At 67.6% G+C, this 17370-nt stretch carries 11 protein-coding genes and 4 pseudogenes; 8 read left to right on the forward strand and 7 right to left on the reverse strand.

The window, feature by feature from the left end:
- Window positions 1-402: 402 nt before the first annotated feature.
- The 6 genes and pseudogenes from OG199_RS41500 to OG199_RS41525 form a co-directional block, all read left to right on the forward strand.
- Window positions 403-597: pseudogene (locus OG199_RS41500) on the forward strand (SigE family RNA polymerase sigma factor); the annotation flags it as partial.
- Window positions 598-673: 76 nt separating this feature from the next.
- A complete protein-coding gene (locus tag OG199_RS41505) occupies window positions 674-1105 on the forward strand; it encodes a protein-tyrosine phosphatase family protein (RefSeq protein WP_405834088.1) in 432 nt (143 codons plus the stop codon).
- Between the two features lie 289 nt (window positions 1106-1394).
- Window positions 1395-2069, forward strand: coding sequence for a phosphate signaling complex protein PhoU (gene phoU, locus OG199_RS41510; protein WP_405834090.1), 675 nt, complete (start codon window positions 1395-1397; stop codon window positions 2067-2069).
- Window positions 2070-2547: 478 nt separating this feature from the next.
- Window positions 2548-3365 (forward strand): IS5 family transposase gene (locus tag OG199_RS41515; RefSeq protein ID WP_405834092.1). Its coding sequence is split into 2 segments (ribosomal slippage): window positions 2548-2899 and window positions 2899-3365, totalling 819 coding nucleotides; the frame shifts between segments, so codons are not numbered across the junction.
- A gap of 858 nt (window positions 3366-4223) precedes the next feature.
- Window positions 4224-5432 carry an IS701 family transposase gene (locus tag OG199_RS41520; protein WP_405827786.1) on the forward strand — a complete coding sequence of 403 codons (1209 nt, stop codon included), beginning with the start codon at window positions 4224-4226 and terminating at the stop codon, window positions 5430-5432.
- A gap of 680 nt (window positions 5433-6112) precedes the next feature.
- Window positions 6113-6847: pseudogene (locus OG199_RS41525) on the forward strand (transposase); the annotation flags it as partial.
- 105 nt (window positions 6848-6952) lie between these two features.
- Here the strand turns inward: OG199_RS41525 and OG199_RS41530 are convergent.
- The 4 genes from OG199_RS41530 to OG199_RS41545 all read right to left on the reverse strand — a co-directional run bounded on the left by OG199_RS41530 (window position 6953) and on the right by OG199_RS41545 (window position 9289).
- The gene (locus OG199_RS41530) at window positions 6953-7735 is read right to left on the reverse strand and encodes a phosphotransferase enzyme family protein (RefSeq protein WP_405834094.1); all 783 of its coding nucleotides are present in this window, start codon (window positions 7733-7735) and stop codon (window positions 6953-6955) included.
- A 364-nt stretch (window positions 7736-8099) separates the two neighbouring features.
- Complete coding sequence (locus OG199_RS41535; protein ID WP_356809397.1) at window positions 8100-8300, reverse strand: hypothetical protein; 201 nt, start codon at window positions 8298-8300, stop codon at window positions 8100-8102.
- A gap of 6 nt (window positions 8301-8306) precedes the next feature.
- Window positions 8307-8663 (reverse strand): hypothetical protein, encoded by a 357-nt coding sequence (locus tag OG199_RS41540; RefSeq protein ID WP_356809398.1) that lies wholly within the window; start codon window positions 8661-8663, stop codon window positions 8307-8309.
- Window positions 8664-8923: 260 nt separating this feature from the next.
- Complete coding sequence (locus tag OG199_RS41545; RefSeq protein WP_356809399.1) at window positions 8924-9289, reverse strand: SgcJ/EcaC family oxidoreductase; 366 nt, start codon at window positions 9287-9289, stop codon at window positions 8924-8926.
- Between the two features lie 96 nt (window positions 9290-9385).
- Between OG199_RS41545 and OG199_RS41550 the strand changes: the two genes are divergently transcribed.
- A complete protein-coding gene (locus OG199_RS41550; protein WP_405834096.1) occupies window positions 9386-10276 on the forward strand; it encodes a LysR family transcriptional regulator in 891 nt (296 codons plus the stop codon).
- Window positions 10277-10541: 265 nt separating this feature from the next.
- Here the strand turns inward: OG199_RS41550 and OG199_RS41555 are convergent.
- Window positions 10542-11600, reverse strand: a pseudogene (locus OG199_RS41555) (IS1380 family transposase); the annotation flags it as partial.
- On the opposite strand from OG199_RS41555, the gene OG199_RS41560 reads away from it, so the two are divergent.
- Window positions 11544-11798 (forward strand): transposase, encoded by a 255-nt coding sequence (locus tag OG199_RS41560; protein WP_405834098.1) that lies wholly within the window; start codon window positions 11544-11546, stop codon window positions 11796-11798. The pseudogene OG199_RS41555 and the gene OG199_RS41560 sit on opposite strands and share 57 nt — an antisense overlap.
- A gap of 151 nt (window positions 11799-11949) precedes the next feature.
- On the opposite strand, the gene OG199_RS41565 is transcribed toward OG199_RS41560, so the two are convergent.
- Both OG199_RS41565 and OG199_RS41570 read right to left on the reverse strand, forming a co-directional pair.
- Entirely contained in the window at window positions 11950-15639 is a 3690-nt protein-coding gene (locus OG199_RS41565; RefSeq protein ID WP_405834100.1) for a S8 family serine peptidase, read from the reverse strand.
- Window positions 15640-16323: 684 nt separating this feature from the next.
- A pseudogene (locus OG199_RS41570) lies at window positions 16324-17120 on the reverse strand (IS256 family transposase); the annotation flags it as partial.
- Window positions 17121-17370: the final 250 nt, after the last annotated feature.

The following is a 17370-nucleotide window of genomic DNA, read 5'->3' on the forward strand; positions in this document are numbered from 1 at the left end:
TCAGCCTCCGTTGGGAACAGCGTCATGCCGCCTCGCCGGGGCTCTTCTGAGGGCCCTGGACAGCCTGCGGCTCGCGCCCGCCCCGAGGAGTTCCCGGCATGGCTCGAATGGTGCCAGACGCCGCCGGAGCAGGTTGGTCGGCTATGTCGTAGCGTCCGTCTGGGCCGATTTTCAAGGCGCCGCTTCGACGGACACTCGGCGTACTTCTGCAGGCGGTGGCGGCCTACGCGTCGCCGCGGGTCAGCCCTCAACGCGAGTCCGTCGGCCGTACCTCAGCGATGTTCGATTGTGCCCTTTTCGTTTCCCTTCTCCACGGCTGCCGCGGACCGTCGGCGTCTCTTCCGGGTATCGGGCAACCGAATTCGCCGGAACGGTGATCTGGAGGTCGAGTGAGGGTGGTCGGTGCAGGCCGAACAAGACGACCGGTTCCAGGACTTCGTCAGAGCACGGTGGCCGCAACTGGTTCGGAACGCGTATCTGCTGACGGGGGACGTCCACCATGCGGAGGACCTCACACAGACTGCACATGCCAAGGCTTTTCAGTCATGGCGCCCGATCTCCCGCGCTGACGTCCGCCGGATGCCGGTGAGCTGCAACAGGAGAAGCCGCGATGCGTGTGGCAAACGCTGCGAGCACGGACTTACTGGGCAGGGACCCTCTGTAGGGTGCTCGCATGGGTGAAGACTGGAACTCGACAGACGGGATCCTGCGGTTTCCTTCAGGCGCGCTCGTACGTGGCCGGGGTTTGCGTTATCTGTTGCCCTCCGGGCCGACGCCGTCCTTCGCGGTTTACCTGCTCGGTAAGCAGCCTCCCTCGACCGAGTGGGAGGCTCGATGGTTGCGGTGGCCTGACTTTCGCCTTCCCAAAGACCGCCAGCAAGCTCGGGATGTGCTGCGGGAAGCGTTGACCCGGGCGGGCAACGAACGCGTTGAGGTCGCGTGCTGGGGCGGGCGAGGGCGGACAGGAACAGCCTTGGCATGCATGGCTGTCCTTGATGGAGTTCCGCCAGACCAAGCCGTCGCCTTCGTCCGTCAGCACTACCACCCCCGTGCTGTGGAGACCCCCTGGCAACGACGATTCGTACTGCGCTTTCAGGACGCATAGCGGCGCGTTACACATCGAGGGCTGCATGCCTGGCCGGCTATCAGAGGGCACACATCAAGCCCGGCCGACCACACGTCGGCCGGGCTCATCGGTGGTGCGGGCCGTTGTCGGTCCTGTTGATCCGCCAGGAATCTCACCGCCGCGGACTTCACCGACACCAGCTGCCGGACGTCTGCAGCGGTCTGCACGGCTACGCGCTACGGCCGACGAACCGGGTGCCGAGCGTGTGTGCGAACCTGGCTGCCGGTTGAGGCTGACAAGTGACACGACAAGGGGCGGTGTAGGGGCAATGCGTGAGGCGTATCGCGAGGAACTGGGTTCGATCGGCGACAGTCTGGTGGAGATGGCGAACCTGGTCGGATCGGCCATGGGTCTGGCCACCACTGCACTTCTGGACGCCGACCTGAAGCTCGCCGAGAACGTGATCTCCGCCGAGAGCAAGGTCGACGACCTCCAGCGCGATCTGGAGAACCGCGCGATCGCGATCCTCGCGAGACAGCAGCCCGTCGCCACAGACCTGCGGACCGTGGTCACCTCGCTGCGCATGAGCGCGGACCTGGAACGCAGCGGCGACCTCGCCGAGCACGTGGCGAAACTGGCCCGGATGCGCTTCCCCGAGAAGGCCGTGCCTCGGGACCTGCGCCGCACCATCTTGGAGATGGGCCAGCTCGCCCAGCGCCTGATGGCACAGGCCGCCGAAGTCGTCATCACCCAGGACGTCGAAGCAGCCCTTCAGCTCGAGAAGGACGACGACCGCATGGACGAGCTGCACCGCATGGTCTTCCAGCACCTGATGGACGAACAGTGGCGCCACGGGGTCGAAACAGCCGTCGACGTCACCCTGGTGGGACGCTACTACGAACGATTCGCCGACCACGCCGTATCCGTCGCCCGACGCGTCATCTACCTCGTCACCGGCGAACACGCCGACGAGCCGACCACAGAAAACTCCGCAACCGTGTAACCGATAGCCGGTGCGATAACGCCGCAACCAGGCCGCTGCCCCCGCGGGCAGACCTGATGACGGAAGCGGGCGACGACATCGCCGAGGCCGCGGAAAGCCCGGCTCCTCCTCCCGCGTACCTGGAACAACCCCGTTGTCGCACTGTGCCGTTGCTGTAGGTATGGTGCTGCCGCTGCATAGCGCGGCAGGCCGTGCACGGCCTGCCGCCTTGGGTCCCCGAGTCCGGTCCCGCCGAACCCAGGGGGCCAAGGTGCCCGAGCAAGAAGCTCAGGTCCCGACAGCCCCCGCCCGGGATCCGGACCTTGCTAGGCGGGGCGTTCCTCCACGGCCCGTACGGCCGCATCCGCACGCTCGATCGCGTAGATGACCAGCTGCCCCTCCGCGACCACGTCCACGAACCTGACTGCCTGCGCCTTAGAGGTCCTAACAGAAGCTGTTGATCATGTGACTTTCGGCTTGGGTGGTCGTTGGTCTTGTCGTGGGGAATCGACAGTCGCGGCCGTGGATCGTGTCGGATGAACTGTGGTCGCTCATCGAGCCGTTGCTGCCCGAGCCGGCACCGAAGCTGGTGGAGGGCAGACCTCGAGTGCCGGACCGGCAGGCGTTGTGCGGGATCCTGTTCGTGCTGCACACCGGCATCCAGTGGGAGTACCTGCCCCAGGAGCTGGGCTTCGGCTCGGGCATGACCTGCTGGCGGCGCCTGGCCGCGTGGAACGACGCCGGCATGTGGGATCAACTGCACCGGGTGCTGCTGAAGAAACTGCGGGCCTCGCAGAAGCTGGACTGGTCGCGGGCGGTGATCGACTCCTCCCACGTGCGGGCCGCTCGGCGGGGCCCAAAAGCGGACCCAGCCCGGTCGACCGCGCACATCCGGGCAGCAAGCACCACGTCATCACTGACGCCCAGGGCATCCCGCTCGCGGTGTCGCTGACCGGCGGAAACCGCAACGACGTCACCCAACTCCTGCCCCTGCTCGACAAGATCCCGGCCGTGGCCGGCGTCGTCGGCCACCCCAGACACCGACCCGACGCACTCCTCGCCGACCGCGGCTACGACCACGACAAGTACCGCCGACTGCTGTGGCAGCGCGGCATCCGCCCCGTCATCGCCGAACGAGGCCAACCCCACGGCTCCGGCCTGGGCATCTTCCGCTGGGTCGTGGAACGAACGATCGCCTGGCTTCACGGCTTCCGTCGACTGCGTATCCGCTGGGAGCGACGCGACGACATCCACGAGGCCTTCCTCGGCCTCGCCACCTGCCTGATCACCCACCGCCACGTCGAACGCCTTTGTTAGGACCTCTTAAACGGAACGTGTTCTTCATCGCCGTAGGCGGCGATGACCCCCAGCCCCTGAGCAGGGTCGGACGAAATCACCTTGCCGGCCCGCAGAATGCTCCGCACGCCGCCACCTCTTCTCCTCCGACGCCACTGGCCACTGCCCTCAGCCCGTCGCATACCGGAAGGTAGAGCAACCCGGCATCCCCCGGACAGAGCACACAACACGCGCCCCCGCGCACAGCACAGGCAGGCGGTCCGGTCAGGCTGCCGCAGGCAAGTTCTCCAGCACCTCGCCACGCCTCCCGGTCACACTCCGCCTCCCCCTGCCCGTAAGCAGGCCCGCCACGAGCACGAGCATGAAAGCCTCGCCGGCACGCGACCACCGACCAGACCGCGCAGATCCTTCGCTGCAGCGGCTCGGTGAAGCCAGGCGCCGTGCGTCGACCCGCTCCTCGACCGTGGGTGACGGTCACAAGCACCCGGTGAAACACAGGATTTTTCTATCGAACACACGATCCAGGCGAGTCAAACTCACCGCCGACAGGCTCGCGCAGCTCGGCGTGCTCGGGTTCGACTGGGCTCCCTGACCCGTCAACAGGTGCCAGTCCCCCGGGGATTGGCGGGCAGTGCCCCGCCGGAGCGCGGAGGCCGGTACGGACGCGCAGCCCCACCCCGTCAGGGATCCGATCCCCCGAAGTGCTCTCCTTTCCCGTCCCGACCATCTGGGTGGGACAGGAAAGGAGAGTGCCTAGTAGGGCTTGGTCATGTGCGGTCCGTGACGGCGTGTCTTCTTGATCGGTCGTGTCGTTGATCGGGTGTGCTGAGTGGGGAGCTGGCTGCGGTCCGGTGTGATCTGGAGGACTTCGCGGCGGAGATGTTCGAGCCGTTCGCGCGGGCGGATCAGCGACGGTGGGGCGGGGTCTATCTACGGGGGCTGCTGCTGGACGGCGGGCGCAAGTCGGTGGAGCCGATGGCTGCCCGCTTGGGCGAGGACGGTAACCGGCAGGCCCTGGCCCACTTCGTCACCTCCAGCCCGTGGGATGCGGCGCATGTGCGGGCCCGGTTGGCCTGGCGTATGCAGCCGGTCATCAAGCCCACCGCGCTGGTCATCGATGACACCGGGTTCCTCAAGGACGGGGATGCGTCGGCGTGCGTGACCCGGCAGTACACCGGCACCGCGGGCAAGGTCACCAACTGCCAGGCCGGGGTCTCGCTGCACCTTGCTTCCAACGGAGCCTCGGTGGCGGTGAACTGGCGTCTGTTCCTGCCCGGGAGCTGGGATCCCGCCTCGCCGAAGGCCGATCCGGCCAAGGTGGCCCGCCGTGACAAGTGCGCCATCCCCGCCCAGATCGGCCATGTCGAGAAGTGGCAGCTGGCCCTCGACATGATCGACGAGACGCGGTCCTGGGGCATCGAGGTGCCCCAGGTCATCGCCGACGGCGGCTATGGCGACACCGCCGCCTTCCGGCTCGGCCTGGAAGAACGCGGTCTCGACTACGTGGTGGGCATCTCGACCACGACCACCGCGCAACCCGAGGACGCACAGCCCTGCACCCCGGCCCACACAGGCCGGGGCAGACCGCCGGTTCCTGCCTACCCCGAGCCTGCCCAGAGGGTGAAGAGCCTGGTCATCGCGGCCGGTAAATCATCCGCACGGCCGGTGCAGTGGAGGGAGGGATCACGGCCGGGCAGTGGCCGCAGTGGGCACAAGCGCATGTACTCGCGCTTCGTGGCCCTGCGGATCCGGCCCGCCGGGCGTGAGATCCGCAAGGCCACGGCCGGCACCGGGCTTCCGGTCCGCTGGCTGCTGGCCGAATGGCCCGCCGACCAGGACGAGCCCGTGCAGTTCTGGCTCTCCAACCTGCCCGAGACCACCCCGTTGCCCGTCCTCGTGCGCACCGCGAAGCTCCGCTGGCGCATCGAGAACGACTACCGCGAGATGAAACAGGCCCTGGGCCTGGCCCACTTCGAAGGCCGGACCTGGCCAGGCTGGCACCACCACGTCACCCTCGTCTCGGTCGCCCACGCCTTCTGCACCCTGCAACGACTGAACCGATCCCCAAAAGAGACGGCGCCGGCCTGACCCTCTACCGAGTCGTCCGCGAGCTGCAGATACTCCTCGTGATCTGGACCGGCGCCTGCCCCACCTGTCACCGTGACATGCCAGACCCCGCACCAACATGACCAAGCACTACTAGGGGGATGCCTGACCCCACACCAGGCCCCCGCACGGTCTGACCAGCCGTTTCCTTCCCGCTCGACAGAAGCCTGCGCAACTACAGCGTCCGCACCGGCCGGACCTGGATCCCCGCCATGTCGTGGCCGGCCGCTGGACACCACACCGGCCTGGCGCGCAGCCGGCGGCCCACTTCCGCGGCCGCGGGCTTGCCCGGGTGCGAGGAAGCCGTGCGCGGCCTGCTCGGGGGTGGTGGTCGCGCACGGCCTCGGGTGTCCCGGTCGGTGCGTACCGGGACACCCATCGGCATCGTGACACCGGCTCGCAGAACGTGTCGCGCTGGCGGGGCGGCTGGATGACCATGGAGCCCCGCTGAAGAACGGGACGTCTGGCCCAGAGCTGACGACCCCTTGATGGTTCTCCGGCACTGCGCCCCCGGCCGTTACGGCCGGTGCGTTTGGTGATGTGGAGGTATTGAACACGGCGCCCGGATGACAGGCAGCCGCAGCCCCGGGCCCCGCACAGCGGCTGCTGCCTCGGGGCCTTCGCCCTCGCGGGAGAAGTTCCTCCTGGCCCACCCGAAGGGCGGGCGGCCGCCCAAGCACGGCGGGGAGTTCGTCTCCGGTGACCCCGCCACCTGGGGCGCCGAGCAGGCCGTCACGGTCACGGACACCCGCCTCTACGGCAAAGCCACCGCACAGGCGTGGGACCGGCTACACCCCAGGTTGACTCAGCGAGCCGCCTGGCTCGACCACGACAGGCGCTACCGATCATCGAGGGCACCGTCATCCGCCTCGCCGTCGAACACCTGCCCTCCGGCGGAGTGAACAAGCCGGTCTGGCTGTGGTGGTCACGAACCGGCGCCACCCCGGCCGACGTCGACCGCTGCCGGCAGGCGTTTCTCCGCCGCTTCGACATCGAGCACACCTTCCGCATGCTCAAGCAGACGCTCGGCTGGACCAGGCCCCGCCTGCGCGACTCGGCGGCTGCCGACCGCTGGACCTGGCTGGTCATCGCCGCCCATACTCAGCTCCGCCTTGCTCGACACCGACCTCCGGCGGCCGTGGGAGAAACCGGCACCGCCGCACAAACTCACCCCGGCCCGCGTCCGGCGCGGGTTCCGGAACCTCCGCACGACGACGGGCTCTCCGGCCGGTGCGCCGAAACCCACCACACCGGGCCCTGGACGCCCGCCGGGCTCGAAGATCCGGCGACCCGCAACCCGCCACGACGTGGGACGAGTCCTCGCCGGCGGTGAGGCATACCAACGACCAGCCCACCACAAAGTCGGCACCAAACCCCGACGAACCAGTTCAAAGTAAGGTCGGGGCACATGATCAGACGAGGCCACGCCAGCGTCCGATGAACCCCCAGGTGAGTGGACGAGTTCGAGGCCCCATTTCGACTTCAGACCATGAAGAACAAGCTCATCCGGCGAGGAGGGCGTGCACCCAATGGTCTTCGCGTTGCTCGATGTATTCGGCGTCGTTTCGCCAGGCGTCACCGTGACCTTCAGCCCACAGCCTTTCCCAGGGCTGGACACCTTGGGCTGCCTGATCTCGCAGGAAGTCGTGCATGGAACGCGTACGGCGCCCCAACATAGGGACCAACCGACGACGTTCGGACTCATCGAGACCGTAGGCGTCACCGAAGACTCGCAGTCGGCTCGCCGCGTCCGGGCGCTGCCAGTCCGGATGCGCGGACAGCGGGATGAACCCGTGAATGGCGTAGGCGACATCCCACAGGCGCGAGCCGGGACCTGCACCGTCCCAGTCGATGAAGGCCCACCGTGTCTCGTCTGCGACCACGAGGTTCCAGGGGGCCAGGTCGTTATGGGCGATGATGTCACTGCTCTCAGCGGGGATCGGCGTCTGCCACCGCGCATCGGAAGGCGGCGTGAAGTCCTGCACGGCATCGTGGAAGCCCCGGATCAGCCGTGCAACGCGAGCAAGTTGTCGAGCCGGGTCCATCAGCGAAAACCGGTCGGGCCAGACCACGTCTCCCGGCATGAAGGTCAGGACCTCACGCCCCTGATCGTCAATGCCCAGCGGACGAGGTGCCGCGCCGAATCCCACCCCGTGCAGGTGGGCAAGCAGGGCATGCACAGCGGGAGTCCACGGTCCGGCCGGACGGCGAACGGTGTCCCCGACGCGAACGACACCCTCACTCACGTTGCCACCGGACAAAGGCTGTTCATCATCGCGCTGCATCGAACCAGTGTGTCGGACCAGCTCGCCATGGTCACCCCAATGAGGGGGAGCGTCAGAGTAGGGGCGGAGGTTAAAAGAACAAGCTGACCGCACGCCGTCTATGAACAGCCGTCCACGGACCGCCACATCGATCCGCTACAGAGACAGACACGTCCCGGTGCACGAGGTCGTGTCCGGCCGCGCGGTGCATCATGTCCGGCTGCGGGCGTCGTTGCACAGGACACCGCTCGCGTCCCCGACCGTGAACCGGGACGCGAGGGCTGAGAACTCGGCTCCGCCGGACCTGACCTTCTTCCCGGCAGCAGAAACGGCCAGGGGGTCGAATCCTGTGAGGATTCGGCCCCCTGGCCGTTTCCCTCTACCTTCAGCTTTTCGGGCGGCGGGCGGCCAGCCACACTACGGCGAGGCCCGCGGCAGCCACGAGCAGCATGGTGCGGTTGTCGCGTGCTCGCTGCGCGTATTGAGCCGTCGCGTGTTGCAGGGATTTCGGTGCTTTCTCTTCCCACATCCGTCCAGCCTGGGCCGCCGCGGCCCGGGAAAATGCCCAGATCACGGCCTTCTGCAACGCGCTTTAGGGTGCGCCGGGCAGCCCCAGGGCGACCAGGAGGGCTGAGGAGAGCTGCTCCGCGAACAGAGCCGACCCGGTCAGCGTCTGCCGGATGGCTTCCTCGTCGGGAGCCAGTCCGGCGACGGCCGACCAGGCGAGTGCGCCGGCCACGGCGGGTTCGATGGGGAAGTGCTCCAAAGGAATCTCGTAGCTCTTCGCCATCTCGCGGTTGAGCAGGCAGTCCCAGCTGCTGCCGTCCGGCGTGAGGGCCTCGACAAACCCCACGTCGCTGTCGAGGAAGGACACCATGATCGCCGGTGTCCCTGTGCTCTGGACGAGGTTCGCCAGGCTGCGCCGTCCGGCGTCGGCGAAGTCCGTCACCTGCCAGCCCTTCGACAACGCTTCCGTGTCTTCAATCCCTGTGAACCCGGCTGCCCGCATGAGCTGGTGCAGTTCCCCCGTGGACCGGGTCGTCAATGATCCGCCTGAGCTCAATTTTACCGACCGCAGGAGCTCGTGAACCGCCTCTGAACTGCGACGACTCGTAGAATACATGTCCGCGGCGGGGAGTTGGGGCCGTTGCTGTAACTCCCCGGTGACTTCCCATGGGATGGCCTATCCATTGGGACGGTGGACAGGTTTTAGCGGGTCGGCGGGACGAACTCGGGCTGGTCGAGCAGGCGCAGCCAGCTCCCGTCAGGCTGGCGCCGGACGACCTGCGCCCGGGCGCCGGCCCCGTCCTTCGGCGGGGTCGAGGTGAGGGCGATGTCGCCGCTGACCAACGTCGGTAGTGGTTGTTCCGGCTTGAAGCGGGGACGGTTGGCCAGCACCTTCTCCCATAGTTCACGGATCGCTTCCCGGCCCACCGTCTGGTCGCCCGGCGGGTAGGCCATCACTGCATCCTCTTCGTAGAGAGCGGCGACCCCGGCTGCGTCCCCTGCGTTGGATCGCTCCACGAACAAGCGGGTGATGTCTTCGGGGCGCATGGCCTTCTCGTATTCCGGCATGGGTTCCTCCTGACGTCGGGCTGGTGCTTCCCAGCGTGGTTGGCCACTGACCAGAAGTCCAACAGATGCATCTACTGGAAGCTAGAATTTCCAGTCATGGAGCTGAGGCAGCTGGAATACTTCGTTGCGGTCGCTGAAGAACAGAATTTCACCCGGGCTGCCGAGCGGGTACACATCAGCCAGTCCGGCGTCAGTGCTCAGATCCGCCAGTTGGAACGTGAACTCGGTGCCGAGCTGTTTGACCGGTCGGCGCGCACCGCCACCCTTACTGTCGCGGGAAAGGCTGCGCTCGAACACGCCCGCGCAGCGCTCGCCGCTGCTGGGGCGGTTGGCCAGGCGGTGGGTGATGTCACCGACCTGATCCGGGGGCGGCTCACGGTTGGGATGGTCATCGGCTGCACCCTCACGCCGCTGTTTGACGCACTCTCTGTGTTCCACCGGGCGCATCCTGGGGTGGAGATCTCACTGTTGGAGGACAATTCCGACCGCCTCGTCGAGGGGGTGCGTGCTGGCACCCTCGACCTGGCCCTTATCGGGACCGCAACCGCCACCCCCGACGGGCTGGAGGCGCTGACGATCATCAGTGAGCGGCTCGTCGTAGCAGTGCCCGCCGGGCACCCTTTGGCGAAGCAGCGGCGGGTCACTCTGCATGAACTGGCCATCTACCCGATCGTGTGCATGCCACCCGGCACCGGCCTGCGCACAGCATTCGACCGTGCTTGCGCCGCACAGAGCCTCCAACCCGCGATCGCGCTGCAAGCCAGCGCCGCGGATGCCATTGCCGACCTCGCCGCTCGCGGACTCGGCGTCGCCATCCTCAGCGACTCGATGGCCGCGAGCTATCGCGACCGAATTATCAGCCGCACCATCGACGACGTCGAAACACCCGCCCTGCTCGCCCTGATCTGGAAGGGCACGCACAGCCCTGCGGTGCGTGAATTGCTCGTGCACAGCCGACAAGCATTCACCAAGCGCGACCCTGGGTAGCAGGCAAACCCTTCAAGATCCGATACCGAACGACCGGGATCTTCGGCTTCCCCGCGCGGACGTTCGAGTCCGATTGTCCAGCAAGCGACCCTGTCACTCCCCAGCCTCGAAGTCTCGTGACGATCGGTCGGCCCTTCCGTGGTCCGTTTCGGCTTGTCGGGGCGGTGGTGGACATGTTGGCAGCCCGACTTTCGCGTCGGGTGGGCGTCGGGTTCCATGGCCCTGGGGGCGTTCTGCTGCTCGTCGGGGTGGATCGTTTCGCTCGTCAGTCGGGGTGTGGCAGGGCCTGGAGCCGGGTGAAGGCCGTGGTGATCACGTCGGTCCAGGGCCAGTGCCGGGCCAAGCAGTGGATGCGTTGGCGGCCGGTGGTGACCAGGCGGGCGGCGGCGGTGAACAGCCGCAGCCGGAGGCGCTTGGCCTCCCGGTGGCGGGCTCGGCCGGTCAGGGCGAGCATCGGCATCCATGCCAGCAGCTCCAGGGCGAGCTGGACGATCTCCAGCCAGATCTGGTTGTGGGCGGTGCGGTGGAGTGGCAGGTTGCGCAGGCCAGTGTCGCGACCGGCGCAGATCCGGTCCCCGGCGCAGGCGCGCTGGCGGTGCCTCAGTTGCAAGGGTGCGATCGCGATGCCCGTGGTGTTGGTGGCGAAGCAGGTCAGACGCACGCCGTCGGTGTCGGTGAACCTCAACTGCTCGCCGGGGTGGGTTCGTTCCTTGCGTACGATCAACCGCATCCCGGCTGGCCAGCCTTTGGGACGTCACCGGCCAGTTCGGCCTCCCGGGCACCGTCGCGGACCTGGCCGTCGGGTTCGACCGCCACCGTCCCGGCCGACTCCGGGACCCGCAGCACGGCGTGGTAGACCGCGTCGGTGATCGTCATCCCGACCGAGTAGGACAGCCACCGGCCGCGCCTGGTGAGCCAGTCGAGGAACTCGTGGTGCCGCGCGGGCAGAGTCGGCGCGGATCAGGGTCTGCCGACCGCGTCGGTACTGCTTCGGCAACTGGCAGGGCCATCCTCGTCGTGGTGATGTGGTTGGCGGCGGCATTGCTTCCGGCGTTGCCCGGCCGCAGAAGCCCGGCCCCCGGCTGCCGGACCTGGCCGCTCCGTGGTCGACGGGCGCGACCAGCGGATGGTGACCGAAGGCCCGCTTCCACGTCGCGGTGGCGTCCTGCTTCTCGGAGTGCGCCAGCACCAGCACGCTGTCGATGTTCACGATGACCTGGCTACTCACATCGGAGGCGTCGGGTCCGGCCGGCTTCCATACCCGCTCGTGGACATCGGCCCTCGCCCGACGGATCGCCGCCAGTGCCCAGGCACCGGCCCCGGCCTCGATCTCGTCGAGGGCATCTGGTCGCTACGTCGTCGCAGCACTACCGTCAACGTCGTCTTCCGCGACCGTGACCACCTTGTCGACGCCGTCCGCAGCGGCCTGCGCCGCATCCAACGACGCCCCGACCTCATCGAGGGCTGCTTCGCCGAAACCGGACTTCCGCTCGACACGACAACTCAACGGAAAGGTCAGTAGGAACAGTAAGCCGTCGGACGCCGCCATCCCGGCGGGTGCAGCGAGCGATTCCCGGCACGGGCCGAGTTCCCTGCACCGGATCTCTGTGGTCCCCGGGAGCGGCCGGTGCCGGGTGCCGTGAATGGGCGTGGGCTCCGGCCGCTCGCGAGAGTTACTTAAGGCCGAAGGCCCGGCTGATGGTCTGGGTGACGCCGCCGCCGTTGCGCTGCTCGGCGGTGACCCGGATCGATACGTAGCCGGCCCGGGTGGGGGCGTGGAGCCGGGTCTGCCAAGTGCCCTTGTTGTCCTTCATCGTCTGCGGCTGCCAGGAGACGCCGTCGTCGTAGGACACCTCGAGCTTGACCGACGCCACTGCGTCCTGAGCGGCGTAACTGCCGACGACAACGGGCTCGACCGAGAGGGCCGACGCGCGCTCCGCCCGCCCGGCGAGGTCGAGGTCTGTTCCGTAGTCGAGTTGGACCAGCGGGATGGCCTGATCGTCGACGTTGCCGGAGATGAACTTCCACTCGGTGTGCGTGGTGGTGGAGTAAGGGGTGAGGTCGGTGTTCCCCTTCGTGTCGACGACGAGCCGGTACGGGAGTTTCTGCGGGGCCAGGTCGCCCACGCCGAAATCGGGCCGTGGCCCGTTCTGCATCAGCAGTTTGTCACCCTGGTAGAGCGAGAAGCTCCGGGACATCAGGCCGGTGTCGCCGCTGTGGGCGGATCCTCCGTCACCGAATCCCGCAAGTGTGCCACCCATGGCGTCCCCGACCCGGTGCGGAACCTCGAAGCTGACCATGCGCGGCCGGGTGATGGGGCCGAACCAGTGTTCGCTCTGCACGCTGCGCGGCTGGTAACCAGCGATGTCGGTGAAGGTCGCCCAGCCGTCGATGGCCGCGTACTGCTGCCATTTGACGCCGTTCCCGGCAGAGACCCAGTCGGTGCGGTGTCCGGGGGCGACGGGCTCTCTCGGGAACGGGGGAACGCGCGTCCCGCCGTACACGGCGTAGGGGTAGGCGGCCGGCCAGTTCTCGTAAGAGGGGCTGTCCTCCCGGCTTTCGAGGATCTGTTTGCCGGCGGGCGGGGCGAAGGTGTTGTCGATGCGGGCGAGGCTGCCGGGATCCGTCGCGGCGGACGGGTCGTCCGGCACTCCTCCCTGGTGGTAGTCGGCCAGGTCGTACAAGTACCCCGGCGCGGGATGGGCTTCGACCGTCAGCGTCGTCTTGTTCCCTCCTGCGGCTGCGATGGTCCGGATCAGTTCCTCGCCGTCGTCCAGGGTGACCGACGTGACCGGGACGGGCCCGGTCGTCTTCTCGTCCGAGTCGCCGTACCAGTCGTTCTTGCGGCCGTCGCCGTCGTTGACCACGAGGAGCATGGACGCCGCCGCGGCGTGCGCCGCCGCCACCTGTTCCGCCGGCACCAAAGTGGCACTGCTACGGACGACCACGGCCTTGCCCCGGGCATTCAGACCGGCGTAGTCCGATGGTGCGCCGCTGCCGGCGAAGACCGCGTCGACGCGCGTGCTGCCGTCGTGGAACCGAGCAGATCCTGGCTGCACCAGCAGGGTGTCGTCGAGGTCGTGCCCGGCATAGGTGATCTTCAGCGGAGTCTGCTTGGCGCGGATCCGGGTGGTGAAGACGAAGCTGCCCTTGTTCACCTTGCCCTTGGTGGGAAGGGCCCAGAGACTGTCGTAGGCGGCGGAGGGCATGAGGATCTCGTGCAGAGCCTGCCCGTCGCTGGGCGTGGGCTCGCTGGAGGTGAAGGAGCGGAAGAGGTCGATCCTGCTGGTTGTGACGGACGTGGGCCGGGGTGTCGCCACCTTGACCTGGCGTATGCGGGACGCGTCCAGGGCGACGGCCTTGTCGGATGTCAGGTCGAGCTCGGGGACTGTGAGGACCGCGTAGCCCAGGGAGTGCGGCCCGTGGCGGCCTTTCACGTCCAGGGTGGAGACGACGGTGTAGGAGCCGGGTGCCCAGCGGCTGGTGAGTGTGCCGTCGGGGACCCACATGACGGTGGTCCTCCCGTCGGTGCCGGTGATCTCGACCTCGCCGCTGACGGGCTTGCCCGACCGGTCCTTCAGGTGCACCGTCAGACCGTACTTCTCGGACTCGACGGACAGGCCCACTGCGGTGTGCACGGCGCCGGCTGCGGAGCGGGCGGTGACCTGGGCGGCGTACCGGCCTGGCGCAAGCCCCTCGGGGTCGGCCACGAGCGCGGCCGTCGAGGTTCCGCGCGCCGGTACGGTGATGTGATCGGCTGCCAGGGCGAACACTCCCGCGGGAGAGTCGCCGCGGGCCACGGAGAGCTGCAACGTGATGGGCCGGTCGGTGGTGTTGGTGTAGGTGACCTGCCGCTTGACCGGCTTCGGCTTCCGGCCGGCCGACCAGGGGACGAGTCCCGCGTCCACCGATCCGCTCGCGATGACCTGATCCTGCAGGTACGCGGTGCCCACGTCCAGCCGACCGGCGCCGGCCTGGTACGGGCTGTAGGCGGGGGTCAGGACGCTGGTGCTCATCAGAGCGTCCTTGATCCGCTGCCCGGTCCACGTCGGATGCTTCTGGGCCAGTAGCACCGCCGCCCCGGCGACGTGGGGCGCCGCCATGGAAGTGCCGCTGTCCGAGCGGTAATAGCCCTCGCCCCAGCTCATCTGCTGCGAGCGCGCGGCGAGTACGTCGACGCCGGGCGCGGTCAGGTCGGGCTTGAGCGCGTCGTCGTTCATGCGCGGCCCGGCGCTGGAGAAGTCCGCGAGGTGGTCGAAGGCGTCCACCGCGCCGACGGTGAGGGCGGCGTCCGCGGTTCCCGGCGCGCTGACGCTGTAGGGGTTGTTGCCGGAGTTGCCCGCGGCGATGACGAAGAGTGCGCCTGTCTCCGAACTCAGTTGGTTGACCGCTTGGCTCAGAGGATCGTCCTGGGTGTGCCAAGCCGGTGTGCCCAGGCTCATGTTGATGACCTTGGCGTGCTCGGCCCGCGCCGCCCACTCCATGCCGGCGATGATTCCCGAGATCGGACCGGATCCGTTGTCGTCGAGGACCTTGCCCACCAGCAGATCGGCGCCGGGGGCGACTCCGCGCTCCTTTCCGTCCGAGGCGGCGCCAGTTCCTACGACGGTGGAGGCGGTGTGTGTTCCGTGTCCGTTGCGGTCGATGACGTCCTCACCCGCGACGAAACTGCGGGACGCGACTATACGGTTGGCCAGATCCGGATGAGTGGTGTCCGCTCCGGAGTCCAGTACCGCGACCCGGACTCCCGCGCCCGTGCCGCCCGCGCCCCACGCCTTGGGGGCGCCGATCTGCGCCGTGGTGTCCGCCAGGTCCGCCTGCGCCTTGCCGTCGAGCCACACCTTGTCGACACCGGCGGCGAAGGACGGCCCCGTCTCCTTGTCCGGGCTCGTGCCGGTCCTCGCCGTCGACCGCCGGGCATCCTGCCCGTGGGCGCCGGTAAGGGCGGACCAGAAGGCGGCGGCCTTCGACCGTGGGGCTTCGACCGCCTCACCGTGGACGGACGGAAGACCCAGGGTTGTCTTCGCCCCCGGCAACCTGGCGTCGGACGGCAGGTCTTCGCCGGAAACTCCGCTCTTGAGAGCGGACACGCCCGGAGAGTGAGTGATGATCAAGGGGAGCGCGCCCGCGTGGGCGTCGTCGTAACCCTGGGCTATCAACTGGGTGATATTGAAGAGCTGTTTGTCGAGCCGGCCGGTCGCGACGTAGGGCATGGCCCTGTCGGGGTACACGAAGGTGTCCCCGCCCTCGCTGGCGATGCGTACCGACCCCTCGGCTCCCGGCACGCGCGCGACGTCATCCACCGACACCGTTCCGCCCGGTTCCTGAGTTGTCGTCACCTTCTCGCCGGTGATCAGCGTCACAACGACCGGTGCGCGCCGTGCACCACCGAGTTCGTGCGAAGTGACGTGCGGAGGCGGTGAAGGAGTGACGCCGTGAGCCGTCGCCGGCACCGCCAAGGTGGCGACGAGAGCTGCGGCAACCGACGCCGCAGATCTTCGGGCAAAAGGAAGCAGCACATTTCCTCCAGAGTCAGTGATCGTCTAAATCCGACCACCTCCGCAGAGGAAATGTAAGTGCTTGAATTCCCGACTATCTGCCTGTACGTGCAGCGCATTCGGCAGCCACGGGGCAGGTCACCGGCTGGATATCTCGTAAAACAAGGGCAGTTACCTGTTATCGACGAAGATGTCCCCGACCGCCCGAAACTACGGGTTGGACGGTCGGTCCCTCGAACGGCCCCTGTCCGCAAGACCCTACTGTTCCCACTCACCTTTCCGTTGAGTTGTCGTGTCGAGCGAAAGTCCGGTTTCGGCGAAACAGCCCTCGATGAGGTCGGGGCGTCGTTGGATGCGGCGCAGGCCGCTGCGGACGGCGTCGACAGGATGGTCACGGTCGCGGAAGACGACGTTGGCGGTAGCGCTGCGACGACGTAGCGACCAGATGCCCTCGACGAGATTGAGGCCGGGAGCATAGCTGGGCAGTTGGACGATGGTGAGCCGGCGTGGTGTGTGTCAATTTAACGGCTGATCTTGGTTGTTGAGTGGTCAGTTGTTGCTCGAGGTCAGGCGGCCCTCGAAAGCGAGCTGGAGCGTGTTCAGGGGTGCTTTCCAGCGCCTGGTCCACCGCTTGCGGGCCTTCCCCATCGGGTCCAGGCTCATCAGCACCATGTGGATGCACTTGAGGGCGGCGGCCTCGTTGGGGAAGTGTCCGCGGGCACGGACGGCCTAGCGAATGCGGACGTTGATGCTCTCGATCGCGTTCGTGCTGCAGATGACCTTGCGGATCTCGACGTCGAAGGAGAGGAACGGCACGAACTCGGCCCAGGCGTCCGATCACAGCTTCACGATCGCCGGATGCTTCTGGCCCCACGCTTCCTGGAACTCCACTCCAAAACCGCTCAGTCGCCGCGTCCTCGCTGGGTGCGGTGCAGACGGGCTTGAGGGCCTTGGCGACCTTGTCCCAGTCCTGACGGGCGGTGTATCGGAATGAGTTCCGCAGGAGGTGAACCACACACGTCTGGACAATCGTGCAAGGCCAGACGCTCTCCACGGCCTCGGGAAGGCCCTTGAGCCCGTCGCAGACCAGCATCAGCACGTCGTCCAGGCTGCGGTTTCAGCTCAAGTGAACACGTTCAGCCAGTACTTGGCACCCTCGCCGCCGGCGCTGGCCCAGATGCCGAGGATGTCGCGGGTGCCGTCAACAGTCACCGCCATCACGACGTAGACCGGACGGTTCGCGACCTGCCCGTCCCTGTTCTTGACGTTGATGGCGTCACGAACAGGACCGGATAGCCGCGGTCGAGCGGCCGGTTCTGCCATTCGGCCATGCCCTCCAGCACTTGCAGCTGCTGCAGCAGCCCACCCTGTCCGGTCAGCTGCAGCCCTTCCGACCGGGCCCGCTCCACCAGCATCGCGACCAGTTGCTCGTCGGACACGGGCGCAGGCTGCCCGGACCGAGCACTCTCGACAGGCTCCACGGTCTCCAACTCCACAACAGTGTCGGGCACTTGACGTCTCTCCCATGATCGTCGGATCCGCCGTTAGGTTTACACTCCCCTTGCCGGCCATGGGAGCCCACTCGGCCCTGAGCTC

This window comes from Streptomyces sp. NBC_01176, from assembly GCF_045039825.1.
Taxonomy (GTDB): domain Bacteria; phylum Actinomycetota; class Actinomycetes; order Streptomycetales; family Streptomycetaceae; genus Streptomyces.